The sequence below is a fragment of the Micromonospora sp. NPDC047740 genome (genome assembly GCF_043204735.1).
In the GTDB taxonomy this organism is placed as follows: Bacteria; Actinomycetota; Actinomycetes; order Mycobacteriales; family Micromonosporaceae; genus Micromonospora.
Window position 1 is genome coordinate 1 of sequence record NZ_JBIDCT010000020.1, and the last position, 24,448, is coordinate 24,448.

General features: G+C 67.9%; 24 protein-coding genes. 10 read left to right on the forward strand and 14 right to left on the reverse strand.

The window, feature by feature from the left end; all coding sequences use genetic code 11:
* The 6 genes from ACGF4F_RS29785 to ACGF4F_RS29810 form a co-directional block, all read left to right on the forward strand.
* Positions 1-472 (forward strand): hypothetical protein (locus tag ACGF4F_RS29785; RefSeq protein ID WP_357445628.1); only part of this gene is annotated, 472 nt, incomplete at its 5' end.
* A gap of 443 nt (positions 473-915) precedes the next feature.
* Complete coding sequence (locus tag ACGF4F_RS29790; protein ID WP_357445631.1) at positions 916-1,734, forward strand: alpha/beta hydrolase; 819 nt, start codon at positions 916-918, stop codon at positions 1,732-1,734.
* A gap of 494 nt (positions 1,735-2,228) precedes the next feature.
* A complete protein-coding gene (msrB, locus tag ACGF4F_RS29795) occupies positions 2,229-2,693 on the forward strand; it encodes a peptide-methionine (R)-S-oxide reductase MsrB (RefSeq protein WP_357445634.1) in 465 nt (154 codons plus the stop codon).
* The gene (gene msrA / locus ACGF4F_RS29800) at positions 2,690-3,208 is read left to right on the forward strand and encodes a peptide-methionine (S)-S-oxide reductase MsrA (RefSeq protein WP_357445637.1); all 519 of its coding nucleotides are present in this window, start codon (positions 2,690-2,692) and stop codon (positions 3,206-3,208) included. The genes msrB and msrA overlap by 4 nt, the downstream gene beginning before the upstream one ends.
* 412 nt (positions 3,209-3,620) lie before the next feature.
* Entirely contained in the window at positions 3,621-4,442 is an 822-nt protein-coding gene (locus ACGF4F_RS29805) for an alpha/beta hydrolase (RefSeq protein WP_357445640.1), read from the forward strand.
* 275 nt (positions 4,443-4,717) lie between these two features.
* Complete coding sequence (locus ACGF4F_RS29810) at positions 4,718-5,059, forward strand: hypothetical protein (protein ID WP_393082460.1); 342 nt, start codon at positions 4,718-4,720, stop codon at positions 5,057-5,059.
* A 259-nt stretch (positions 5,060-5,318) separates the two neighbouring features.
* On the opposite strand, the gene ACGF4F_RS29815 is transcribed toward ACGF4F_RS29810, so the two are convergent.
* Both ACGF4F_RS29815 and ACGF4F_RS29820 read right to left on the reverse strand, forming a co-directional pair.
* A complete protein-coding gene (locus ACGF4F_RS29815) occupies positions 5,319-7,007 on the reverse strand; it encodes an FAD-dependent monooxygenase (protein WP_357445646.1) in 1,689 nt (562 codons plus the stop codon).
* A complete protein-coding gene (locus tag ACGF4F_RS29820; RefSeq protein WP_393082463.1) occupies positions 6,973-8,580 on the reverse strand; it encodes a carboxylesterase/lipase family protein in 1,608 nt (535 codons plus the stop codon). The genes ACGF4F_RS29815 and ACGF4F_RS29820 overlap by 35 nt, the downstream gene beginning before the upstream one ends.
* Positions 8,581-8,783: 203 nt before the next feature.
* On the opposite strand from ACGF4F_RS29820, the gene ACGF4F_RS29825 reads away from it, so the two are divergent.
* Complete coding sequence (locus tag ACGF4F_RS29825; protein WP_393082466.1) at positions 8,784-9,671, forward strand: helix-turn-helix domain-containing protein; 888 nt, start codon at positions 8,784-8,786, stop codon at positions 9,669-9,671.
* Between the two features lie 366 nt (positions 9,672-10,037).
* On the opposite strand, the gene ACGF4F_RS29830 is transcribed toward ACGF4F_RS29825, so the two are convergent.
* Entirely contained in the window at positions 10,038-10,598 is a 561-nt protein-coding gene (locus ACGF4F_RS29830; protein ID WP_393082469.1) for a TetR/AcrR family transcriptional regulator, read from the reverse strand.
* A gap of 245 nt (positions 10,599-10,843) precedes the next feature.
* On the opposite strand from ACGF4F_RS29830, the gene ACGF4F_RS29835 reads away from it, so the two are divergent.
* Positions 10,844-11,455: a hypothetical protein gene (locus ACGF4F_RS29835; RefSeq protein ID WP_393082472.1), complete on the forward strand. Its 612-nt coding sequence runs from the start codon at positions 10,844-10,846 to the stop codon at positions 11,453-11,455.
* Between the two features lie 90 nt (positions 11,456-11,545).
* On the opposite strand, the gene ACGF4F_RS29840 is transcribed toward ACGF4F_RS29835, so the two are convergent.
* The gene (locus ACGF4F_RS29840) at positions 11,546-11,863 is read right to left on the reverse strand and encodes a hypothetical protein (RefSeq protein ID WP_357445661.1); all 318 of its coding nucleotides are present in this window, start codon (positions 11,861-11,863) and stop codon (positions 11,546-11,548) included.
* Between the two features lie 484 nt (positions 11,864-12,347).
* Between ACGF4F_RS29840 and ACGF4F_RS29845 the strand changes: the two genes are divergently transcribed.
* Positions 12,348-12,686 carry a DUF1541 domain-containing protein gene (locus ACGF4F_RS29845; RefSeq protein ID WP_393082475.1) on the forward strand — a complete coding sequence of 113 codons (339 nt, stop codon included), beginning with the start codon at positions 12,348-12,350 and terminating at the stop codon, positions 12,684-12,686.
* Positions 12,687-12,858: 172 nt separating this feature from the next.
* On the opposite strand, the gene ACGF4F_RS29850 is transcribed toward ACGF4F_RS29845, so the two are convergent.
* The 3 genes from ACGF4F_RS29850 to ACGF4F_RS29860 all read right to left on the reverse strand — a co-directional run bounded on the left by ACGF4F_RS29850 (position 12,859) and on the right by ACGF4F_RS29860 (position 15,376).
* A complete protein-coding gene (locus ACGF4F_RS29850; protein WP_357445667.1) occupies positions 12,859-13,509 on the reverse strand; it encodes a hypothetical protein in 651 nt (216 codons plus the stop codon).
* A 269-nt stretch (positions 13,510-13,778) separates the two neighbouring features.
* The gene (locus ACGF4F_RS29855) at positions 13,779-14,990 is read right to left on the reverse strand and encodes an RNA polymerase sigma factor (RefSeq protein WP_357445670.1); all 1,212 of its coding nucleotides are present in this window, start codon (positions 14,988-14,990) and stop codon (positions 13,779-13,781) included.
* Between the two features lie 23 nt (positions 14,991-15,013).
* The gene (locus ACGF4F_RS29860; RefSeq protein ID WP_357445673.1) at positions 15,014-15,376 is read right to left on the reverse strand and encodes a YciI family protein; all 363 of its coding nucleotides are present in this window, start codon (positions 15,374-15,376) and stop codon (positions 15,014-15,016) included.
* A gap of 367 nt (positions 15,377-15,743) precedes the next feature.
* Between ACGF4F_RS29860 and ACGF4F_RS29865 the strand changes: the two genes are divergently transcribed.
* Entirely contained in the window at positions 15,744-16,187 is a 444-nt protein-coding gene (locus ACGF4F_RS29865) for a DUF6069 family protein (protein ID WP_393082479.1), read from the forward strand.
* Between the two features lie 523 nt (positions 16,188-16,710).
* Here the strand turns inward: ACGF4F_RS29865 and ACGF4F_RS29870 are convergent.
* From ACGF4F_RS29870 to ACGF4F_RS29900, 7 genes are all read right to left on the reverse strand, one after another.
* Positions 16,711-17,103, reverse strand: a complete 393-nt coding sequence (locus ACGF4F_RS29870; protein WP_357445679.1) for a hypothetical protein — start codon at positions 17,101-17,103, stop codon at positions 16,711-16,713.
* 185 nt (positions 17,104-17,288) lie between these two features.
* Positions 17,289-18,050 (reverse strand): SDR family oxidoreductase, encoded by a 762-nt coding sequence (locus ACGF4F_RS29875; RefSeq protein WP_393082482.1) that lies wholly within the window; start codon positions 18,048-18,050, stop codon positions 17,289-17,291.
* Positions 18,047-18,874 carry a 5-dehydro-4-deoxy-D-glucuronate isomerase gene (gene kduI / locus ACGF4F_RS29880; protein WP_393082485.1) on the reverse strand — a complete coding sequence of 276 codons (828 nt, stop codon included), beginning with the start codon at positions 18,872-18,874 and terminating at the stop codon, positions 18,047-18,049. The genes ACGF4F_RS29875 and kduI overlap by 4 nt, the downstream gene beginning before the upstream one ends.
* Before the next feature lie 8 nt (positions 18,875-18,882).
* Positions 18,883-19,977: a glycoside hydrolase family 88 protein gene (locus tag ACGF4F_RS29885; protein WP_357445687.1), complete on the reverse strand. Its 1,095-nt coding sequence runs from the start codon at positions 19,975-19,977 to the stop codon at positions 18,883-18,885.
* Entirely contained in the window at positions 19,974-22,604 is a 2,631-nt protein-coding gene (locus ACGF4F_RS29890; RefSeq protein WP_393082488.1) for a hypothetical protein, read from the reverse strand. The genes ACGF4F_RS29885 and ACGF4F_RS29890 overlap by 4 nt, the downstream gene beginning before the upstream one ends.
* A 7-nt stretch (positions 22,605-22,611) precedes the next feature.
* Positions 22,612-23,514: a carbohydrate ABC transporter permease gene (locus ACGF4F_RS29895; RefSeq protein WP_357445693.1), complete on the reverse strand. Its 903-nt coding sequence runs from the start codon at positions 23,512-23,514 to the stop codon at positions 22,612-22,614.
* Complete coding sequence (locus ACGF4F_RS29900; protein ID WP_357445696.1) at positions 23,511-24,398, reverse strand: sugar ABC transporter permease; 888 nt, start codon at positions 24,396-24,398, stop codon at positions 23,511-23,513. The genes ACGF4F_RS29895 and ACGF4F_RS29900 overlap by 4 nt, the downstream gene beginning before the upstream one ends.
* Between the last annotated feature and the right edge of the window lie 50 nt (positions 24,399-24,448).

Genomic DNA, 24,448 nt, shown 5'->3' on the forward strand with positions numbered 1-24,448 from the left:
AACCACCAACATCACACCGGACCGGCCCCCACCAGCCCGGCGATGCCCCCTGCACAAGACCCGCCCTGGTCAGGCTCATTTTCCGGTCAGACGCTCGCCGTGCCGCATTTGTCAGGGCTACGCCTATCTCCACTCACCCGCTGGCGCGGCCGTGCTTTTCCTGGGATGGGCGCTGGGCGTTGTGGTGTACGAGATCGGTCAGTCGCGTCAGATGCCGCTGAACGCGCGATTCGTGCTGGGCGGGTCGATCGTCGCGTGGATGCTGTGCGGGTTGGGTCTGCACCGCTTCGCTCTCGGTCGCATGCCCCGGCGCCGGTTCATCGTTGGCCTGGTGGGAATCGCGCTGGCCATCGTGGTGACGCTGGTGGTCACCGAACCTGGCCTGCTGCTCGGGCTCACCTCGGCGATTCTCGTCGGGTACGCGATCGTGGTCAGCCCGCAGATCGTCAAGGCCACTAAAGGCTATCGATGAGCTTTCCTGCGGTATCGGTGGCCGCCCGTCCGAACGAGTGCCGGCTCAGCCCTGTTCGACCCATTGCGCCCAAGGGGGCTAGTCGCAACGCCGGTCAGTTAGGCGGTGAGGGCTTCGGTCACCAGACCAGGCATCGCCGGCGGCCGGCTGTCCGACTCCGGCTGATGAGGGCACGGCGGCTTCACCTGATGGGCGACACGATCAGCAGCCGACCGGGCCAGCGCGCCGTCCGTGACCAGATGCGCCGAACTGACGACGCTTCCGGCGTTCACGTCGCTTCCGCTTCCGGGCGGTGTGCGGACGGCTAGGATTTCACGGGAGCGACCGGCGACCCGGAGGCGGTGCAGAGCGTGCGCCGGCGGGCCGCGACTTCATCCCTGCGGCGTGAGGTTACCGCTGTCCGAGGGTTCCGACGATTGCTGCAGCCCATCGGAAGGAGCATCATGAGCGAGCCGACGACCAATGCGCTGCCGATCGTGCTGATCCACGGGCTGTGGATGACCGCCCGAAGCTGGGACCGCTGGGTGGAGCACTACCGGGCGAAGGGCCATGAGGTCTTCGTGCCGACGTACCCGGGATTCGAGATCGAGGTAGAGGCGTTGCGGGAAAGACCCGAGGTCATCGCCGAGGCCTCCGTTCCCGCAACGCTCGACCATCTCAGCGAGGTGGTCGAGAGCCTGGACCGTCCGCCGATCATCATGGGCCACTCCTTCGGGGGGACCTTCACCCAACTCTTAGTGAACCGCGGGTTGGGCGCCGCCGCGGTGGTGATCGACTCGGCGCCACCCGAGGGCGTGCGGGTGAACCCGCCTGCCCAGACCAAGTCCCTGTTCCCAATCCTCAAGAATCCGGCCAACCGGCACCGCGCGGTGGGCTTCACCAAGGAGCAGTTCCACTATGCCTTCGCCAACACGGTCAGCCGGGAGGAATCCGACGCCGCGTACGACCGCCTCCACATCCCGGCGCCCGGCAGCTGGGTCTGGACCTATGGCCTGACAGCCAACTGGAGGCCGGGCCACCAGGAGACCTGGGTCGACTACGACCTGGACGACCGGGCTCCGCTGTTGTTCATCATTGGCGGCAAAGACCACCTGATGCCGCCCTCGGTGATCCGCTCGAACGCGAAGAAATACCGCAACTCCGAGGCGACGACTGAGACCTACGAGTTTCCGGACCGCTCACACTTCACCGGCGTCGAGCCTGGCTGGGAGCAGGTGGCCGACTACGCGCTCGAGTGGGCGACGAGCCACGCGCGAACGTGACAGAGCTGACCAACCGCAGACAGCGGCAAGTTGTGGTCCGTCCGGCAAGCGCCGTACCCGCACCTGGGCGGGGATGCCAACTATTGCCGGTGCCTCACGCTCAGGCTTGGCGGCGATTCCTTCGTGGCCTCACGGTGCGTGACTTGGACCTTGCCCGCTTCGCCCAGAGCCCCAACGCCGCCCCCGCAAGACCCTCGGCTTCATGACACCATCCGAGAAGCTCGCCGAGCTCCTTGCGCACCCCTTGAACCCACGGGTCAAGCATCAGCCGGGACGGGACAGAGCGCTTCCTGTGATTGTGATCCGACAACTGATCCGCGACACTCGTCCGCCACCTGAGGTGCGATAGATCCAGCGACCTAATAGGGCCTCGCATGTGCCTGACCGTGGTCCGCTTACCAGCCCCGTGGTTAGTCGATTCTAGGCGGGGTACGCACTCGGGCAGGCGTGTGTAGACCCTGAGCGTTCTTGTCGACCCCTGGAGGGGAAGAACGGTGTCACACGAGTACCGCAAGAGCCCCGAGGCAGTTTCTCGGCTGTCGCCGGAGCAATACCGAGTCACTCAGGAAGCGGGGACGGAGCCAGCCTTCGACAACGCCTACTGGGACAACGAGGAGCCGGGGATCTACGTCGATGTCGTGTCGGGTGAACCGCTGTTCGCTTCCGTCAATAAGTACGACAGCGGCACCGGCTGGCCGACCTTCACCAGGCCGATCGAATCGGAGAACGTGGTCGAGGTCCGAGAGTCGAGCCACGCCATGTTCGGCACCGAGGTCCGGTCGGCGCACGGGGACAGCCACGTGGGCCACGTGTTCGACGACGGTCCCCCAGAAACGGGCGGACTTCGTTACTGCATGAACTCGGCGGCGCTCCGGTTCATCCCACGCGACGACCTCGAGCGTGAAGGCTACGGCGAGTACCGCAGAATTTTCGAGCACCCGGACGGGGAGCGACGATGACCGAGACGACTGCGAAGGCGCTCCTGGCCGGCGGCTGCTTCTGGGGCATGGAAGACCTCATCCGGAAACACCCGGGCGTAGTCGACACCAGGGTCGGATACACCGGCGGAGACGTGCCGAACGCGACGTATCGGAACCATGGATCTCACGCCGAGGCGGTCGAGGTCGTCTTCGACCCCGCGAAACTGGCCTACCGAGAGCTTCTCGAGTTCTTCTTCCAGGCCCACGACCCGACAACGAAGAATCGCCAGGGCAACGACGTGGGAACCAGCTACCGGTCGGCCATCTTCTATTGCGACGAGCAGCAGCGAAAGGTCGCCGAAGAGACGATCGCCGACGTCGACGCCTCCGGCCTGTGGCCGGGCAAGGTGGTCACCGAGGTCACCCCCGCTGGCCCCTTCTGGGAGGCCGAGCCGGAACACCAGGACTACCTGGAGCGAAATCCCGGGGGTTACACGTGCCACTACGTCCGGCCGAACTGGAAGCTTCCCCCTCGCAACGAGAACGCGAGTTAGCGCGCGGGTAGGTGTAGACGCCCCTGCCGGGAAGCTGCCGACGGGTGGATCTACCAGGCAGAACAGGTTGGTCACCGGGGAGCGAGACCTAGATCATTCCGTACCTGTTCCGGATCTTTTGACACGGCCTGACTGCCCGCTTACAAGCTCTGTGCAGCACGTCCGCGCTGATCCCGGCGGTCGAGAGGCCGAGGTAGGGTGCATCGCTGCGCGTCGGTTGACGCGGCTCGTGGAGTCCTTCCCGTGTTCGCCCGATCCGGGCCCATGGTTTACGCGCTGCCGCCTAAAATCGGGTAAAGCCGACATCACGGGCGCGAGCTGCTGTACCTCTCTCGCAGCTCTTCGGCGGTTCTGCGGTACCGGCCGGCCCGGCCGGCATGCCCGACGGGGACGAATCGGAAAGGACAGCGGCATGAGCTACATCACCGCCAAGGACGGCACCGAGATCTATTACAAGGACTGGGGTGCGGGCCCCGTTGTCACTTTCTCCCATGGCTGGCCGCTGAACGCGGACGCGTGGGACGGCCAGATGCTCTTCCTCATGCAGAACGGTTTCCGGGTCGTCGCGCACGACCGCCGTGGTCACGGCCGGTCAAGCCAGGCCTCCGGCGGAAACGACATGAACGGCTACGCAGACGACCTCGCGGCGGTCATCGAGGCGCTCGACCTCACCGACGTCACACTGATCGGGCACTCGACCGGCGGTGGTGAGGTCGCGCGCTACATCGGCCGCCACGGGACGAGACGGGTCGCCAAAGCCGTCCTTATCTCCGCCGTGCCGCCGATCATGGTGCAGACGCCGGACAACCCCGAGGGCCTACCCATCGCCGTCTTCGACGAGATGCGCGCCAACCTGATGAAGGACCGATCGCAGTTCTACCAGGACCTGGCGCAGATGTTCTACGGCGCCAACCGGCAGGGGGCGAAGGTCTCGAAGGGGATCCTCGACCAGTTCTGGCTGTGGAGCATGCAGGCCGGCCTGTTGAACGCTTACGAGAGCATCAAGGCCTTCTCCGAGACCGACTTCCGCGACGATCTCGCCAAGTTCGACATCCCCACCCTGGTGCTGCACGGCGAGGACGACCAGATAGTCCCGGTCAAAGACTCGGCGAGGAAGACCGCCCAGCTCATCGCGAACGCCAAGGACATCTACTACCCGGGCGCGCCGCACGGCATCACGTCCACCCTCCAGGACCAGGTCAACAGTGATCTGCTCGCGTTCCTGAGGAGTTGACCGAGGCGACATAGCCGTTGGGTTCCCGAGCTGGCCAGACCAGGCCCCGCCCCCTCGACGCCTCGCTTACAAGGAAGATGCCCCTGGCATCGACGGACATGGTCATGAGTCAGCTATGAGTCAGCGAACGCGTCGCGGATGCGTTGATCTCGTCCGTCCGACCGGTGGGTGTAGAGGTTGAGCGTGGTCGACGGCTTTCGTGGCCCATCACGGCCTGGACGTCTGTCGGCAATGAGGACGAGGGCGTGAGGGACAAGCCGCGGTGACTCAGGCAGGTGGTTTGGTCGCAGCGTCACTCGCCTGTACTGGCCTGGATGCCGGCCGATGTGTCCGCAGAGGCGATGACGTCCATGCCAGATCACGAAGTGCTGCGGCTCCTGGTCGAGATGCCACCGCAGTGGGCGGCGCCGCTCGCCGCCAAGCTACCCCTCGAGCGTCAGCAGAGCATTGTGACCATGATGCCTCTTGATCCAGCCGCATCGTTGCTGACCGCAATGACGACGGAGCAGGCGGCATCCGTGCTGGGCTTTCTGATCGTCCGGGCAACCGCCTTCGCGGTGGCAGTTCTGGCCTACCTCCCACCCCTCAGCGCGGCGGCCGCGTTGCCGTGTTTGTAGTTGCCGGTGATGCGCGCCATCAACGCCTGAGGATCTTCGCTGTTGACGTCGACCAGGAACCGGGCCGCGGCGGCGCCGCGAAGCACAGTGGCAGGGCGGCCGTGATGTTGCAGTTCCACGTCGCGGTTCTTGCGGAGGCGATAGGTGAATTCCTCAGGTGCACCGTACCGACGTCGGGAACCGATCCGTCAGCCGCTGGCCGCCTCCTTCGATCTGATGCCGGTCGACGTCTCCGGCTCTGGACGCTTCCCACGGTTACTCATTCCAGGATTCCATGAACGAAGCGGTCCGGGCGCACCGCGGTGACGGTGCCGGGGGTGTCGTTGAGAAGCCCGTCGAGGTCGCTGATCGGCAGGCAGCCGGGTGCCGGGTCCGGGTGTTGCAGGGCGAGGACGACCGCGTCGTGGGGAATGGTGTCGGTTACGGTGCGGGGGTCGCATCGGTGTCCGATGTACGCCCACCGGTAGCCGATGAGCTCATCGAGCCGGACGGGTGCGCCGCCCGCGACGCTGACGCGCGGGTTGGGCAGGACGTGACCAGCCTGTGGCAGCGGTCCGGCGAGGCTGCGCGGCAGCCGTCGCGGTGGCACGGGCCGGCTACCCAGGCGCGCGCGCAGCCCGGGCACGGCCGCCGCCGTGCGGACCAGCCCACGGATCAGTCGTGACGCCGCGCGGTTGCGGGTCTGCACCAGGCGGCCGATGCCTAATGCCATCGCGGTGGTACGCCTGACGTCTGCCCGGCGTTCGCGCTCGTAGCCGTCGAGCAGGTCGGCACCGCTGGCACCGCCGACGACATCGGCGAGGCGCCAGGCCAGGGCACCAACGTCACGGATTCCCATGCTGAGACCGAGGCCGGCGAATGGTGGGATGGCGTGGGCGGCGTCACCGGCGAGCAGGATCCGTCCGGCGCGCCACCGGTCGGCCATCCTGGCATGGAAGGTGAACACGGCCGCCCGTTGGATCTCCAGTGCTGCGGGATCCACCCAGGCAGCGACCAGGGACCGCACCACCTCAGGCATGGTCATGGTGTCCGGGTCCTCGCCAGGCAGCACCATCCACTCCCACCGCCACCGGCCACGCTGAGACATCGCCACGGCGGGTCGCGCGGGGTCAAGCACGAAGGCAAAGGTCGCGGCACCGTCCGTCGCACCGCCCACGCCGCGATTGCCGCTGGCGTCCGGACGCGTCGCGGCATCGACGACCAGCCAGGGCTGCGCGAACGTTTTACCAGGAAAACCGATGCCGGCAGCGACGCGGACAGCGCTGGCGGCACCGTCGCAGCCGACCAGCCACCGCGCTGTCAGACGCCGACCATCATCGAGCACCGCGGTGACGCGCTCGCCGTCCGGTTCCACGGTACGCACGCTGCGCCCCGCCACTACCTCGACGCAGCCCGTGCCGGCAATGACCGTACGCAGATCCTCCTCCAGCACCGGCTGGTCGATGCGGGCGACCTGCGGCTGGCCGAAAGCCCGAGCCGTCTGATCGATCATGATCAGTGGCTGACGATCCGGGCCGACGGCACCGTTGCGAGCCAGCGGCGTCGCCCATTTCTCCAGCGGCGGCATGCCAGGCAGTGCGGTCAGGAGCCGGATCGCCTCGACGTCGAGCACGGCGGCCCGTGGCTTCGGATACGGCCGCTCGTTGGGCTCGACCACCACCGTCGGCACTCCCCGTGCACCGAGCATCGCCGCCAGGACACCACCGACCGGCCCCAGGCCCGCCACGACGACGTGTACGTCCGGATCATCCCTCGTTTCCATGCATACCCCCGTCGTCATCCGGTGCCCGCAGGCGCGTTTCCTGAACGTGCCGCCGACAAACAGCCGGCACAGCCGATGCCCTCTACGGGGCCCTGTGGGCGCCTCGCGGCGTTCGTTGAGCCACGCAGTCGACGCCGAAGACAACTCCCGATCAGCGTCGACCGGTCCACACCTCACGCTCGGCATGGTCGGGGTCGTTGACGACGGTGATCGCCTCGTCGATCAGCGCGGTGGACCGGTTGGGCAGGTTGTATCGGGGCCAGCACGGGTTGCCGTCGGCAACGAAGCTGACCCAGGTGCTGTGGGCAGTGTCGGCGACGATCTGTGGTGGTTGGGGGCCGATGAGGGCGTGGATGGATTCATCGTCGAGGAGGTCGAACACGTACGGGATCTCCACCCCGTGGGCGGCGCCGAGGCGGCCGGAGAAGCTCGGCGACCCGTGGTCGAAGCGGTACATCCAGGTGTCGGACGTGCCGAACTCGAGGCGTGCCTCGGCGACCCGGATCGCCGGAATGCGAATGAAACAGTCGGTGGTCACCGCGGCGAGCAGGTCCCCGTTTTTCGCTTTCGGACGGGCTGCCCGGTAGAGCTCGACCGTCCCCTCGGGTGCGCCGAGGGCGCCCACGAGTGCGGAGAGGGTGGCCTCGTCGGCCTTGTCGATCCTGTCGATGAAGCCGTTGGGGACGAGGCCGATCCGGGTGTCGTCCCGGTTCCACCCGGCCAGGAGCCGCACGCCGCTGCTGGCACCGTTTCTCAACGCGTCGAGCGGGTGGTCGGAGAGGGTGTGGCCGTCAACGACTGGGGCGAAGGGGAGGCTTCCCCACTCGGCCGGATCCGAGGCGGTCGGGTCTTCCTCGACGAGGGCGGACGCCGCCCGCGCGAGCCGTCCGGCGGGTACCTTGCTGAAGGCTTCGCGGGTCGGGGCAACTCTGAGCGACTTAGCCAGCCTCGAGGTGACGCCTGCGGCGGCCTGGGCCGTAAGTGTCTGGGCGGCCGCCCCGCTTTGGATGATTGCGTGGCGGAACAGGCCTTGGGCGCGGGGCATGGCCATGAGGGTGGTGATGCTCATGGCGCCGGCGGACTGGCCGGCGACGGTCACCTTCCGCGGGTCGCCGCCGAAGGCGGCGATGTTGTCCTGGACCCACTCGAGTGCGGCGATCTGGTCCAGCAGCCCCAGGTTGGCGGTGCCGTCATCGAGGTAGAGAAAGCCCTCCGCGCCGAGCCGGTAGTTGATGGTGACGCACACGACCCCACTGTCGGCGAAGGAGGTCCCGCGGTACGGGGTGGCGGATCCGGACCCCTTCGTGAACGTGCCGCCGTGAATCCAGACCAGTACTGGCAAGCCGGATCCGCGGGGATCTGGGGTCCACACGTTGAGGTTGAGGCATTCCTTGCCGGGGATCACTACTTCCGGGAACAGCGGTGGGCTCTTCGGACGGGGGTAGTATTTCGGGCAGGTCGGCCCGTACTTGGTTGCGTTGCGCAGGCCGTTCCATGGCACGGGCGGCCTTGGAGGCCGCATGCGGTACGCCCCGGAGGGCGGGGCGGCGTACGGGATCCCGAGGAACGCTGCCACGTTCCGGTCCGTGCGACCCCGCAGCCAACCACTCGCCACCCGAACCTTCAGCGCGCTGTCCACGGTCACCGAATCGACCAGCCCGGCAGCGGACGCGGCCGGCGTGGGGGCCAGCAGGCCACCGCCGGCGACGGTGCCGAATCCGGCTGCCAACGACGAGAGCAGGAAGGTACGACGCTGCATCGGTGTCATTCCTGGTCACTCCTGGTCAGTCCGATCGGTCCACCAGTGGCAGGCAGGATCCGGGCCAGTACCCGGACCTTCGAATGTGACAGTGGTCGCGTCATGACTTCTCCTGTCGCTTGGAGCTCCGCGGCCTCCGCAATTGGGCCTTGCCGGAGACGATGTCGAGCATCACAAGCTCGAGGCGAGGGTGTCTTGGACAAATGTTCCGCTTTGTGGTCAGCATCTACACTGGCCATGTGCTGTCGGCCGGGACACCACCGGACTGGGCGAGCGTGGACATCGCGGTTCCACGCCCGTCACCTCGGCTGCCGGGGATCAACATGGCCGGGTTCTGCGCACGTGCCCCCGCATCCGCGGACATCGCGATGGTCGCGCACCCATCCGTCACCCTGCTTGTCGACCTGAGCGAGGGAGAAGGGCTGCTCGTCGACACTCATGGCCAGCGCGTGCGCGGCAGTGTCGTCGTCGGGCTCCTCCCCGGCGACCTTCGGGCATCTGGTCGAGGGGGCGGCGAGTGCCTCCAGATCCGGCTGGAGCCGGTCACGGCGGCTGTGGTGCTCGGCTCATCGGCCGAGCTCAGCGGGACGGTGGTATCCCTCGAGGATGTCTGGGGCCGGGACGCCGGACGAGCCGAGGACAGGCTGCGCGCTGCCGCGTCGTGGGACGACCGGTTCGCGATCGTGGCGGAGTTCCTCGGACGACGGCTGGGCGCCCGCCCATCGGTCGATCCGGAGGTCGCCTACATCTGGCGGCAGACGCTCACCAGCCGGGGGCGGGTGCGGGTCGACGGCCTCGCGGACGAGGTCGGCTGGAGCCGCAAGCGCCTGTGGTCCCGTTTCCGGTCCCAGCTCGGCATCACACCCAAACGCGCCGCCCGACTGGTGCGGTTCGACCATGCCGCCCGCCTTCTCGCGGCGGGTCACCCCCCCGCCTGCGTTGCCACCGAGAGCGGCTACGTCGACCAGTCCCACCTCCACCGCGAGGTCAAGGCGTTCGCCGGGCTCACGCCCACAGCCGTGGCCGTCGCGCCGTGGCTCGCGATTGACCACGTCGCGTGGCCAGCCTTATCACCAACCCGAGCCCTGTGACGGGTGGCGAAACCATCCCCGACCTTGGTTGAACGGCTTGCCCCGCAGGGTGGGGGCAGTCCGATGTCGTCCGCGAACTCTTACCTGGGGCGCAGATCCGGACCTCCGCGAAGACCACGGCAGCGGGCTGTCGCCCCTCGAATGGGCCGTTCGAAGCGGCCATGCCGAGACGGAAGCGTTGCTCAATACCGCATCAACCAGGTGAGTAACGAGGACGCTGCGAGCCCATGCGACTGCAGCGCTTTGGCCCCAAGTGCGTTGGCTGCTGGGATGGTAGCCCTACCGACGCCCGATCGGCCATGAGCGGGATGTCGTTGGTGAGCAACCGATCGTCCGTGGGCTGCTGGGTCGCGCTTAGATTTTGTGCTACGGCCGGTTTGGTCCGGGCTTGAACAGCCGATCGATGTGATCGATGAGGATACGCAGTGCGGCTGCACCGTCTCGTTGCCCGCCGAGCACGCTTGAGCCGAGGCCGTTGGTGAGGGCGAGGAGTCCGGCGGCGGTCGTCTCCGGGTCCAGGATGGTGTCGATCTGGTCGGCCTGCTGCGCGGCGGTCAGTTGCCCGGCGAGCAGTCGTTCGACCTTGTCCGGGTAGGCGGCGCCGTGCCGGGTGGCGAGGTCGGGGTCGGTGAAGACCAAGGTGTAGTAGCCGGTGTAGGCCCTCGTCAGGTCGAGGCTCTCGGCGTCGGTGGGCAGGATCGCGGTGAGCGTGCCGTAGACGACGTTGCGGGGGGTCACTGGTCCCAGGGCGCGGATGTGGCGCTCTACCCGGGTGGCCAACCGTTCGCCGAGATAGGCCAAGGCGGTGAGTAGCAGCTCTTCCTTGGTGTGGAAGTAGTACTGCACCAGGCGGAGGGAGACGCCGGCTTCGGCGGCCACCTCACGCATGCTGGCGGACTGCAGGCCGCGGGCGCTGGCGATGCGCAACAGCGCCTCCCCGATCTGCGTGTCAGACCGTGCGTCTACGTACCGCTGGGACCGTCACGGTCGGTCCCTGAGCTGCGGGAATGTGGTCCGGACTTTGCCAAGCATGGTCCACGCAGGTCAAGGCCACTTCCCGGGTTCGGGAGGTGGCCTTTCTGCTTGCGTACGGCAGCGAAGTACAGCAGCGGTTAGTGGGCGGGTGACGACCAGGCGAGGGGGTGTCTGCCTGTGCTGTTACTTTGCCGGCCGTGAATGATCAGTTGACGTGGATCGACCGGATCATCGACGTGACCGGATGGCGCCACGAGCCTGAGGTCGGTGCCGGCTGGGGGCAGGTGGAGGCGGAGCTCGGCGTCGCGCTGCCAGGCGACTTCAAGGAGTTGTGCCGGCGGTTCGTGCCGGGCCTATTTATGGTGCACCTTGACTTACTGCGACCGACAACCGACCACGACTCGACGTCGCTGCTCGGGTGGTGGGACTCCATGCGGCGTTCGGTGAGTGAGCATGACGACTCCGCAGCGGGCCTGTACGCCCCGTACGAGCTGTACGAGCCCGACACGGGGTCTGGGCTGATCGAGTGGGGTCACGACTCGGCCGGAGGCGGGTACTACTGGCTTGCGGACCGCTCCGTGGAGCCTGAGCGGTGGCCTGTGCTGGCCCGGCACGACCCTCCAAACCCGTGGCACCGGTTCGACATGTCGGCGACGGAGTTCGTCTACCGGATGCTCGCGGACCCGGAGTTGGAGTCATTCTCGATGGTCACGCCGACGTGGCGGCCGTTCTACCTCCCGTACTGGCAGCCTTTTCCCACTACTGCCGAGGAGTGGGACGCTCTCGCCGACCCGAACCGCGAGAACTGAACCAGTCCCTGTCTTTGCCCGTCCAGGTCAGATGCCGGGAGTCGCCGAGGCGCTGTCGACCCACCCGGTCGCAGGCTTGGTTCGGGCTGGCTACAGAGCGATTCGATTGTCGACCGATCGCTGAACCGGACTGGTGTACTCGCTGAGGCTGAAGCGGCGATGCCCATCGGTGGGATGCACGGTGACGGCGATAGTGCTCTCGTCTTCGAATCGCAGCGCGAAGGCGGGATCGAGGTCACACAGGAATGCAAAGGCATCGCGGTCCTCGTCGCTGTCGCTGACGGGGCGACCGTAGGCCTCCCAGCCGGCGCCAGCGGCGGCAATCACGACGGCCACCTCGACGCTGCCGAGCAGGGTGGATGAGTTCGTCCACCAGTCCAGCCAGCAGCGGCCCTCGAAGCGGTCCATGCCGTCATCTTTCCAGGACGAGGCCCGGCCGGCTGTCGGCCGGCTGTCGGCTGCCGGCGATGTCGGGTCTCAGGACATCCGTGATGGCATGAAGGAGCGGGGCCTCGCTCCTCGTGGCTCTCGAGCGGGATGCTCGGGGTGCTCACGTCTCACGACGAAGGAGGCCCCTCATGCAGGCAGAGTACGACGGCAGGCAGATCGTGCAGCCGGGATGGCGGGGCTCGCCGTGGTCGAGGTGTCGACATCGGCAGGTGTTCCGCCATGCTGGGCCATCTCGGGGCCCTGGCCTACGAATTGCCTGTGGCCGCGCGGTCAATCCGGTCTGGCGTTGTCGTCGTCCTGGTCGTAGCCTCGACCGATGCCCGCTTGGTCGAGGATTCCGCGAGAGTCGGGCTTGTCGTACTCTCGACCAATGCCCGCTCGGTCGAGGCTTCCGCGAAAGGCGAAGCTGTGGTTCTGGGCGATCTATACAACACTCGGCGCAGTGATGTCGATCGGAATGGGCTACTCAATGTGGGGCGATCTCAACGGCGGGAAAGCGACTGCAACGGTGGCTACCGTCTATTCGCAAACTGCCTATACCGTCAAGTACGTAACCGAAGATGGCATGCATTGCCTGACGCCGCATAAATGGGACCCTCGTCCCGAACCCGTCAAGCCTTCAGACACCTTCGAGGTCTGGTATTCGAAGATCTTGCCTTGTGACAACGTGCGACGTGCGGACGCAGACCCCTCGTGGTTCGCTGATTTCCTGACCTTGGCGGTTTTCATGACCGCAGGCCTCACCGCATTTGTTCTGGTCAAACGCCAACCGAAAACCTGAGCTGTCGCTCTGCGTGTCCAATAAACGCGACTCTCAAAAGCGTCACCGTGACCGTGAGCCGCAAGCCAGGCGGTAACGAGCGTCGGCGGGGCCGACCGGCGCCGAACTCGGGAAGCTCAACGACGGTCCGGCCGCAGGTCATGGACCGACGTTGTCGCCTGGGGTCATTCCATCAAGGAGTCGCCAACCAATCCATTTGACCCCAACGGCCAGGCAAAGCCGGCACGAGCGGGATCCTCGGGGCGCCTTCGAGTTCGAACACGTCTACCGGCAGCTGGCCGTTGGCCTCGGCGAACGTGGCGGCCTGCCGGGTGCGGCCCTTGATCACATTGGATGGCAGATGCTGCCCGCCGGGGATCGAGGCCCGCACCTGATCCCACTCGGCTGGGGTGCGCTTGCGCGGATCGGCCGGCCACGTCGCCAGGACCCCGCCGGTGACCTCGGCGCGCCACTTCACCGAACGAAGAGCACGCCCCGCCTGCTCCTGCGCCATCCGCACGACCCGATCATTGACCGTCACACCCCCAGGCGGGGCGACCGTCCACCCGAGGCGCCGCAGTGCGGTCCACGCGTGCGACGGCAATCGCCGCCCACCCGCATCCACCCCGGATGCCAGCACCTGCACATCCACGCTGTTCCAGTGCTCGCCGATCAGCGCGGCCACCATGCCCGCCACCAGATCGGCACACCAACCGACCCGCCGCGCCAACACCGCCCGAGACAGGACCTCACCGGTTGCCTCGTCCACGCCGGTGCGCAGCACAGCGCGGGCACACGCGGTGCGGGCCGCCTCACCCTCGGCCAGCCGCAGCTTCCCGCTCACCGACTCAACGCCTCAACACCGATCCACAAAAACCGGCTCTCACCGCCGACCCACACCACCAGAACCCTCCCCGAGCCAACCCAAACGTGATACGCCACGGGGTGAACACCGACACGCTTCCCGGCCCTGGAAAGCCGAGAACGTTCCACACAGGCCAATCTATGATCACTGATCATCGATAATCAAATCGGTTAGCCTGCGACGGCCAGGAGCGTCACCAGCCCGACAACGGTTGGCGCCGTCGGCCTTGTGCCGAGTGGTAGGACTGCTCAGACCAACTCGCCGCGTTTCCTGCTCAGGTAGGCGCGCTCGGCGCTGTTTTGGGTGGCGGCGATCGCGGCGTCGTACGCCTGTTTTGCCTCGGCGCTGCGGCCGAGTCTGCGGAGCAGGTCGGCGCGGGTGGCGTGCCATGCGTGGTAGCCGGTGAGGGGTAGCCGGTCGACCAGGGCGAGGGCGACGTTCGGGCCGTCCAGCTCGGCGACCGCGACTGCGCGGTTGAGTGCGACGATCGGTGAGGGGTCGAGCTGGGTCAGCTGGTCGTACAGCGCGAGGACCTGTGACCAGTCAGTGTCCGGTGCCGTGGGGGCGTCGGTGTGGACGGCGTTGATCGCGGCGAGTATCTGGTAGCGGCCGGGTCGGTTGATCGTGAGGCACTCGCGGACCAGGTCGTGGCCCTCGTTGATCAGGGCGCGGTTCCAGCCGGTGCGGTCCTGCTCATCGAGCGGGACCAGCTGCCCATTGCGCACGCGGGCCTCACGTCGGGCCTCGGTGAGCACCAGCAGCGCGAGTAGACCGGCCACCTCCGGCTCGTCGGGGAGCAGTTGGCGGAGGATCCGTGTCAGTCGGATGGCCTCGCTGGTGAGTTCGGCGCGAATCGGGTCGCCATCGCTGGTGGCGAGGTAGCCCTCGTTGAAGACGAGGAACAGCACTGCCAGTACGCCGCCGAGCCGCTCGGGGAGGTCGGCGGCCTCGGGCACCCGGTAGGGCACCTTCGCCGACGAGATCTTCTTCTTCGCCCGGGTGATCCGCTGCGCCATCGTGGTTTCGGGCACGAGAAACGCCTGCGCGATCTCGGCCACGGTCAGTCCACCGAGCAGTCGGAGCGTCAGCGCGATCCGCGCTTCCGGTGCCAGCGCTGGGTGGCAGCAGGTGAAGAGCAGCCGCAACCGGTCGTCCTCGACTGGGCCGGTGGGCTCGTGGGGTGTGTCGTCGTGGTACATGGTGGCCGCCTGATGCTTGGCGTCGCGTTGTTTCTCCCGGCGGATCCGGTCGATCGCGCGGTTGCCCGCGACGGTGGTGAGCCAGCCGCCGGGGTTGGGAGGTACGCCGGATTCCGGCCAATTCTCCAGCGCGGCTACGAGCGCCTCGCCCGCCGCTTCCTCCGCGATGTCGATGTCACCGAAGCGGCGGACGAGTGAGGCGATCAGGCGGCCGTACTCCTCGCGGAAGACCCGCTCGACGGCCGCCGTTGCGGGCTGCATCGATAGTCGCCGGTCGCGCTGGCTCAGGCGAGGCCGTCGAACGGACGGACCTCGATCTTGGCCCGGCACGCCTTGGACCCCTCGGCCGCGAGCTTGAGCGCCACGTCGAGGTCGGGTGCGTCAATGACCCAGAAGCCCCCGAGGGCCTCCTTGGTTTCGAGGTAGGGGCCGTCGGTGATCACCGGCGTGTCGCCCTGGCCGTCCACGACGGTCGCCGTCAGCGCCGGCGCAAGCCCACCGGCGAAGACCCAGTAGCCTTCGGCGTGCAGCTTGTCATTGAAAGCGCCGGTCGCGGCGAACGCCTCCTCCATCTCCTCCTTGGAGCCGTAGTTGCCGAACTCGTCCATCTCGGCGGGGCCGTGCACGGCCAGCAGGTAGTGCGTCATCCCACTTCTCCTCAGTTCCGGCGGTCCCGATGACTGCCTTCCACCTCACCACGAACGGCGTCCCGCCGATACGACAACCCGCCCCGGAAAACCTTCCCATCGTGTTCTTCGTCGGCCAACCGAACGTCCCGCGCCAAGCACAGGACGTTCGTGTGCTCAGCCGCGCCTTCATCCAGGGCGTACCCGACGGGACTGGCTGCGCCGGCGTCACGGCCGGGTCCGGCGCCGGCCCGTCCCGGCGCTGCGTCACCGCGCAGCCATCCGTAGAACTTTTTTTCTCGCGACCTGTCGAATCCGGGCCCGCCCGTTCGTGGAGGGGGTGTGAGCGGGTCGCACCGGGCGACCTGCCGAGGAAACGGAGCCCGACATGTCCACCACCACCCAGGTCCCCACCCGCATGACCCCCAGCACGCCGGCCCCGACTGCCGAGCGACAGCCGGTATGGAAGCACGGCGTCGCCGCAGCCGTCGTCGCCTCGGTCACCACGACCGTCCTCGCGGCAGTCGCGTCGGCCGCCGGGATCTCGTTCGCCGACAGCACCGGCGCGAGCATCCCGATCGCCGGGTTCGCGCAGCTGACGCTGCTCTTCTCGCTCGCCGGCGTCGGCATCGCCGCCGTCATGGCACGCAAGGCACGCCGGCCGCGGCGCACGTTCGTGCGGACAACGGTCGCCCTGATCGCGCTGTCCTTCGTCCCGGACCTCACGTTCGGATTCGACGCCGGCTCCGCAGCAACCCTGATCACGCTGCACATCGTCGCCGCCGCGATCGTGGTGCCGACCCTGGCGGGGCGGCTCGCCCCCACACGCTGACCTGGCTCGAACCGTGCCACTGCCCTTTCGCCGGGCGGGCGTCATCAGTCCCATCCCGCTCCGCCGTCGACGGCCGGGTGACGAGTTCACGGTGCCACCGCAGCAGGGGGGCCGGGGTGACGAGGAGGCCGACCAGCGCGGGCGGGGCAGCCGCGACAGCGCCGCCAGGATCACCCGGTCGGCCGGTTGCAGATCGGGGCGGGTTACCTGTCGGCGCAGGACCGCCACCTGATGGCGGAGCACGAGGATCTTCACATCCTTCAACCCGCCATCGGAGGCGATCTGGGACAACATCTGCAGGATCAGGCGAAGCAGCAGGTACAGCAACGACGCGCTCATGCCGACGAACATGCCGGCTGCCGGGCTCGAGCTTGCACACAGGACTGCACTTCAGACGGCCGAATCGAATATTCGAGCCGCAGAGGTCGGCGCGCCAAGACCTCCGTGACCACGAGGATGCCTGTTGATGACACGGAGAGTCGTTAATGATAAGCGAACAGTGTCTGGCGATCGAAGGCCATGGTCAGCTCACTGCCTGCGGAGCCAGACGCATGAGGTCGGGGAGGCGAAGTCGAGGTCTTCGAGGTCGGGTCCCTTGGACCATGCCGGCAAGCGTGTAGCGAGTACCTGGCCTTGGCGATTCGCCGCAGCTGCACCACGCCGATCTCGTCCAGGCCCGCCACGCCGTGGTGTCCGAGGCCACCGATCCGAACACCTCCTGCTGATGGCGCAGCACGTCGATATCCGCGATCACGTCCCCGCCGTCAGCGATCATCACGGCGAGGTCCACCAGCACGCGACCCCGATCATGCACCGGCCACCAGCCGGCCCGGGCCAGCCCCGCCGACAACGCCCCGGTCAACCCGGCCCGATCAGCCAGCAACCGCAACAGCGTCGCACCGGCGTGCGACACCACACCCGAACCACCTGCGGGTGACCCGCAGATCCCTCGACCACTCCGTAAGCTGCACCTCGGAAGTGCCTCCCCCGAAGAGAACCTGTAGATGTCGCAATCACAGGTTTCCCTTGCAGGGCAGGCACTTCCGCTTATCTACAGGACGACGAACACCACATCCCGGCGATCACCATGAATCACCCGGGCTAGCGGGTTAGCCAGCCGCCGTCGACGGCGAGTACGTGCCCGCAGACATAGTCGGAGGCCGGCGCGGCGAGGAACACGGCCGCGCCGACCAGGTCCTCGGGTGTGCCCCAGCGGCTGGCCGGGATGCGGGCCCGGATCTGCGGTTCCCGGTCGGCGTCGGCGCGCAGCGCGGCCGTGTTGTCGGTGGCGATGTAGCCGGGCGCGAGCGCGTTGACCTGCACGCCGTACGGCGCCCACTCGTTGGCGAGGGCCTTGGTCATACCGACCACGGCATGCTTGCTCGCGGTGTAGCCGGCGACGTTCAGGCCACCCTGGAACGACAGCATCGAGGCGATCGTGATGATCTTGCCGGAGCGGCGGGCCAGCATCCGCGCCCCGACGGCGCGCGTGACGATGAACGCCGCGTCGAGGTTGACGGTGAGCACCGCCCTCCAGTCAGCTTCCTGAGCATCCACCGCCGGGCCGCGCCGGATGATGCCGGCGTTGTTGACCAGGATGTCGATGGGTGCCGCGTCGGCAAGAGCGTGCGCCTCTTCGGCGAGGCCATCCAGATCAGACAGGTCCCGGACCCACCGGCGTGTCCGGCGGCCGGCGGCACGTACCGCCGCTTCGACATCCTCAAGGTCGCCACGGTGCCCGTGCAGGATCACGTCGGCGCCGGCTTCGGCGAGCCCGACCGCGATCGCCCGGCCGATGCCGGTGCGTGCTCCGGTCACCAGTGCGGTGCGACCGGACAGATCGAACAGGGTCCCGGCCGTCATTGCAGCGTGTCGATCGGTGCCGGCACGACATCGGTGTAGGCGGTGTTCTCGCCACCCATCGCCCACACGAACGCGTAGCTGGCAGTACCGAACCCACAGTGGATGGACCAGGGTGGCGAGATGACGGCCTGCCGGTCAGCGACGACGAGGTTGCGGGTCTGTGTCGGTTCCCCCATCAGGTGTACGACGCGGTGCTCGGGGTCGAGGCCGAAGTACAGGTACACCTCGGTTCGCCGCTCATGCGTGTGCGCGGGCATCGTGTTCCACATGCTGCCGTCAGCGAGCTCGGTGACGCCCAGGACGAGCTGGCAACTGCGGATGCCCTCATCGTGGATGAACTTGTAGATGGTGCGCTCGTTGGACGTCCGCTGCTCGCCCAGGGAAACCGGGGTTGCGTCGGCGAGGTTGGCCAGGGTGGTCGGGTGGCTCGCGTGCGCCGGAGTGGAAACCAGATAGAAGGCCGCGTCGCCGTTGCCGGCGAAGGTGACCTCACGGGCACCGCGGCCGACGTAGAGCACGGCCTTCGGCACGAGTTCGAACTCGGTGCCGTCCACGTTGACGACGCCCGGAGCTGTGCCGACGTTGACCACACCGGCCTCGCGTCGTTGCAGGAAGTAGTCGGCCTTCAACGTCTCCGGAGCGTCGAGCCGGACGGGTGAGCCGGGGCCGGGCGATACGCCACCGATCACGAGGCGGTCGTGGTGGCTGTACACGGTCTCCACTCGGTCGGCCGGGAACAGGTCCTCCACCAGGTAGTGGGCGCGCAGCGCCTCGGTGTCGAACCCCGGCACCTGCTCCGGGCTGGTGGCGTGTCGGGTACGCATGTTTCCTCTCAGGTGGGTTGGTCGGTGAGCGCGTCGGCGTAGGCCCGCAGCGCGAGTCCTTGCCCCCACGGCTGGATTCGGTCGGTGCGGATCACCGAGTAGCCGAACGGGATGAGCTGCAGCACGGTGCCAGCACTGGTGCGAGCGAGGGTGCCGTCCGGCTCGACGTACGTGTGGACGCCGGCGAGGGCCTGCCACGCCGCCCGTCTCGTCGTGTCCGGTGCGATGCCGAGTGCGGCGGCGCGGAACATCGCGGCGGCGATCCCGGCCGCGGCCGAGGTCTCCAGGATGCCGCGGTTCTCTTCCTGACCGTCGACGAGGACGTCCCAGACCCCGTGTGCCGGCTGCAGGTCGGCGAGTGCGAGCAGCTGGCCGGCCAGCACCGGAGTGAGTTCGTCGGCGAGGTCGGCGATCCGGGGCTGGTCCAGCTGCCTGGCCGCCTCGAGGAACTCCACGGTGGCCAGCGCGGTCCACGCGTTGGCGCGACCCCAGAAGCACCAGATCGTCTCGCCGTGGTGCGAGCCGTGGGCGTACAGGCCGGTGTCCGGATGCCGCAGGACTGCGGCGTGGGCGAGCAGCTGCTCGCCGGCCTCCGCGACGAGCTCCGGTCGGCCGGCGGCCAGCCCGTAGCGGATGAGGAACATCCCGGCCATGAACACGGTGTCCGCCCACACTCCGCCGGGCCAGTGTTCGATGGCGCCGTTGCCGGCCCGGGTCAGCCCTGCTCCGTCCCGCACCCATGCGAGGAGCTGCTCGCAACCGGCACGATAACGGGGATCGCCGGTGGCCGCCCACAGGTCCGCGCACGCCGCGCCGGGCGCCACGTCGTTGACGTGTCCGATGTTGACACCACGGGCCAAGTGCTCGTCCACAAAAGAGACGACGGACGGGGGTGGCGGCTCCCCGCAGGCTGCGGCGAATCGCAGGGCGCCGTGCAGGACCACGCCCTCGCCCCAGGACCAGCGGGACAGCCCCATCGCAGCGGTCCGCTCGGCGATCCGGCGGCCGGTCGCGGCGAGTGCCGGCGGCGTCAGCTCGGCGACCTCGGCGGGCGGGCGAGGTGGCTCCGCGAGTGCCGCCTGGCTCGAATCAATACCGCTCATGGCAGTGGCCTCCCGCGGCGCAGGTCGATGCGGTGCTCGGTGCCGTCGATGGCGATGACCATCTCCTCCTCGCCGTGATGCAGTAGGCAGGCAGGGTTGTCGATCTGCGGCCACGCCTCGGGCTGGTCGTCGGCGTCAAGGTCGGCTGGCCGGCCGGCCACGGTGAACGGGCCGGTCCAGGCAAGGTCGAGTGCCGGTCCCCGGGGTGGGGTGAACCGCACCCGGCCGGTGTCGAATTGGGGCGTGGCAAGGGATGCCAGAAACTGCTGGAAACTGCCGTCGGTCGCCCGGCGCCCGACGACGCAGACCCAGGCGGTGCCGTCACCGGCCGGCAGCAGCTCTTGCCAGGCGTCCGGACCCGACTCCACCGGTGCGGCGCCGCCGTCGGTGGCGAGCGCGACGTAGCCGTCGCCGAGCCGCCCGGCGATCCACACGCCGTGGCGCGCCCATTCGTCGAGATGGGCGATCGGGAACCAGGCGTGTGTACGGCTTGTCGGGTCACCGTCCGGGAAGGAGTACAGCGCGAGGACCGTGTCGCGGAACTGCCGGACCCGGGGCAGGATCCGGTTGCCGGCCCAGGCGTTGGGCCGGGACGACGGTGAGGACGAGGCATTAGGTGGGTGCGTGACGAAGATCTGCGTCTCCGGGCCGAGCGTGGCGCCCCAGATGTGTTCCTGCAGGCCCGGCAGCCCGACCCGGTAGTCCTGGACGCTGGCGAGCATCACGTCGGGTGTGCGGTAGATGAGGGCATCGGAGCCGTACGGCCGTTCGAGCAGGTCATGGGCGAACCGGTACGTGCCGCGGTACGACTGCCGTCCCAGCCAGTCGTCGGCGCGGTGCCGGGCAACCGCCCGGATCGCGTCCGGCAACGCGTACCGCCGCGCGGTGGCCAGGACCGTGACGGGAAGGACGGCGTCGTTGAGCGCGCCGACACCGAAGCACAGCCACGTGATCGGTGCGGTCTCTTCAAGACGCGATGAGCGCAGCGTCTGCACGTACGACCGGCCGTGCGCGGCACCGTGGATGCCGCGCCAGGTGTTGGCGGCAAGGCTGAACAGCACGCGGTCGGCGAGGCCGGCCGCCAGCTCGGCGAGCTCGCGGTCGGCGCTGAACTCCGCGAGTGAGACGAGCGCGAGCGTGTCGATTGCCAGATAGGCGTTCGAGTCGAACTCGCTGAAGCCACCGGCGAGGCGGCGTTCGATCCACTCCCGGGCCAGCGTGCGCCCGTGCTCGGCGTGCTTTGCCCCGCTCCAGCCGGTGTTGGTGAACGTGTCGTCGGGAAACGCTTCACCGGCCAGGGTTTCCGCGGTGTGCCACACCAGTTGGTGGTTCTCCGTGAAGTAGCACATCGCGTCCAGACCGGGCTGGTCGATCCAGTACTTGAAGCCGAGCAGCGCCTGGCGGACCCGATCTCGCAGACCCGCCGCCCATCCCTCGCTCGGTACCCGATGCCACAGGTGCATCAGTCCGACGGCTTCAAAGTCGGCGCAGTCGGCCCGGTTGGTGAGCATGCCGAGCGCGACCTCGAGCGCCTTGTCGGACACCTGGGCACCGGTCACCGTGAACGCGGCCAGGGGGTTGCCGGCATCGGCGGCGTGCTGGAGGACCTCTCGGCGCCAGTCGGCCGGATCGCCGACCGGCTCACCACGGTACCGCGACGGCAGCACTGCGACCGGGAACGTCCGCTGCACGGGTGCCCGTTCGTCGTCGATGCCGATTCGCAGCGACATCGCGGCCGCGGCGAGCATGGAGGCGGAGCCGACCTCGTCGCCGGGCGCCGGTTCAGGCAGCGGCACCACCGCTCGGCCGCCGTCGAGCCGGACCCTGGTCGACTTCTCCGGCGCGGTGCTCCACGAGATGCGCAGCTGAGCGCCGTCGGGGCCGGTCAGCGGCACGGACCGTTCGGTGCTGCCCCAGCGGGTCACGCCGACGGCGTCGAGGATCTGCTCGGCAGCCGCGCTCACGTATTCGTCGGCATCGGCGCTCGGGATCACCACCCGGACCGGAAGTCCACCGACGCGCAACCGAAGCACCTGCCGGCACTCCCGGAAGGCTACCTGCCAGGAGGCGACGACAAGGGTCGATGTGCCCGACGGCAGCCAGATCCGGATGTCACGTTCGACCGGTTCCATGTAGGAGACGGTGCCGGATTCGTCGATCAGCAGGCCGTCGTGGAACAGCATCGTGGGCCCGGTGCTGGCCAGTCGTAGCGTGCGCCACTCGGCCTGGTCCACCTCGACAACGGTGGCTGCCAGTGCGAGCCGGTATTCCGGGGTGAAGCAGAAGGCGCTCCAGTCGACCATGCCGTCCGGGGCGGTGTGTACCCGTTGCCACGTTCCCTGGTGGGCGATTCCAGTCGGTCCGACGTAGCTGACCTGGCCGCCCTCGGTGACCGGTTCCAGCGGCGCGTCCCGGCGCAGCGGGCGCGCACGGTACAGCTGCTGCTTCAGGGTGGTGACGTCCGGTCCGTTGGTGAGCACCCAACGGCCATCCTTTCCCCACGGTGAGCCGGCGGCGTCGAGGTGGCGGTCCAGGTCGTCGGCGGGCTCGCGCCACGCCGGTCCGACCAGCCAGTCGCGAATCGTGCCGCGCTCGTCCAGGCGGTGCACGCTGCGGTTGGTTGTCATGGTGTCCTTACTTGAGGCCGGTGCTGGCGATGCCGCGCGTGATGTGGCGCTGCAGTACGAGGAAGATGATGATGACCGGCAGCATGCTGACTACTGACATCGCGAGGATGTAGTTGAACGGCACGACCAGTTGGCTGTCGAACTGCGCGAGGGCCACCGGCAGCGTGTACTTGTCCTGGTCCTGGCTGATGATGAGCGGCCAGAGGAAGTCGTTCCACCGCCAGATCACTGAGAAGATCGCGAGCACGGCGATCGGAGCGCCGCAGAGCGGCACGACGACTCGCAGGAAGATCCAGAACTCGCCGGCGCCGTCGATCCGGGCCGCCTCGATGAGTTCGTCGGGGATGCTGAGCATGTACTGCCGCAGCAGGAAGACCCCAGTCGGTGTGGCCGCCGGCGGGATGATCAGGCCCCACAGCGAGTTGACGAGGTGCAGGTCGGCCGCCACCTGGTAGACCGGGATGAGGATGATCTGCAGCGGGATCATGATGGTGCCGAGCGTCACCAGGAACAGGATGTTGCGGCCGCGGAAGTTGTACTTCGCCAGCCCGTAGGCGGCCATGGTGTTGATGACCAACGTCAGCACGGTCGCGCTGACAGTGACCAGTACGCTGTTTTTCAGATACGTCGTGAAGTTGAAGGTGGCGAGGGCCTCGGTGTAATTGGTCGGCGCGAACGAGTCCGGCAGCAGCGTCGGTGGGTGCTGCGCCAGCTCGGTCTGCGTCTTGAACGACGAGAGCATCGCCCACACGACCGGGGCGAGCACGAGGATCGACAGCGCCACGAGCAGCGCGTACATCAGCACCTGGCGGGTTGCCGGCGGCCGGCGGCCGTCGATGGAGGTCCATTGGGCCTTGTCCCGAGCCGCTGCACGGGTGGCGGTATCGGTCGCGGAATCGGTGGCGGTCATGAGGCTGCCTTCCGCTGGTTGTAGAGGAAGTTGAGCAGGGTGACGCCGAAGATGGTGCAGAACAGCACCACCGATCCCGCGGCGGCCAGACCGTAGCGGATGGGTGACTGGAACGCGTTCTGGTAGACGTACTGGACCATGAGCGTCGTGGCGCCGACCGGCCCGCCGCCGGTGAGTGTCCAGAGGAAGTCGAACGCCTGGAAGCCGGCGATCGTGCTGAGCACGACGACGACCATGGTGGTGGGTCGCAGGAGGGGCAGCGTCACCCGGCGCAGCCGCTGCCATGAGGACGCGCCGTCGATCATCGCGGCCTCGTGATATGCGGGGTCGATGCCTTGCAGCCCGGCCAACATGATCATGGTGTAGAAGCCGACGTGGGTCCACAGCCCGACGAAGATGACCACGCCCATCGCGAGGTTGCCGTTCACCAGCCAGCCGACCTCGCTGAGTCCCAGCCCGCGCAGGACGGTGTTGGCCAGCCCGTTGCCCCGTTCGAAGATCCAGCCCCAGACCAGTCCGACGACCACCGGGGACAGCAGCACCGGCAGGAAGAACACCGCCCGGAACACGCCCCGCCCGCGCAGGGGCTTGTCCAGCAGCATGGCCAGGGCGATGGACGCGATGGTGCACAGCAGCACGAAAAACACCGCGAAGGTGGCCGTAGCACGTGCGGCGGCCCAGAATTCGGCGTCGTTAACCAGTTCGGCGTAGTTCTGGGTGCCGACGTACCGGAACGTGCGGCCGTTTGTGCTGTCGTACAGGCTGATATTGAAGTTGTTGAGCGCTGGGTAGATGATGAAGACGGTGAAGATCGCCATGTTGGGCAGCACAAAGAGGTACGGTGCCCACCGCTGGTTCCACGGCTTGACCGGGCGCCTGCTCATGTCGCGCCTCGCTTTCCGGGGTCCGGGGCACCGCGACCGCTGCCGGTCGC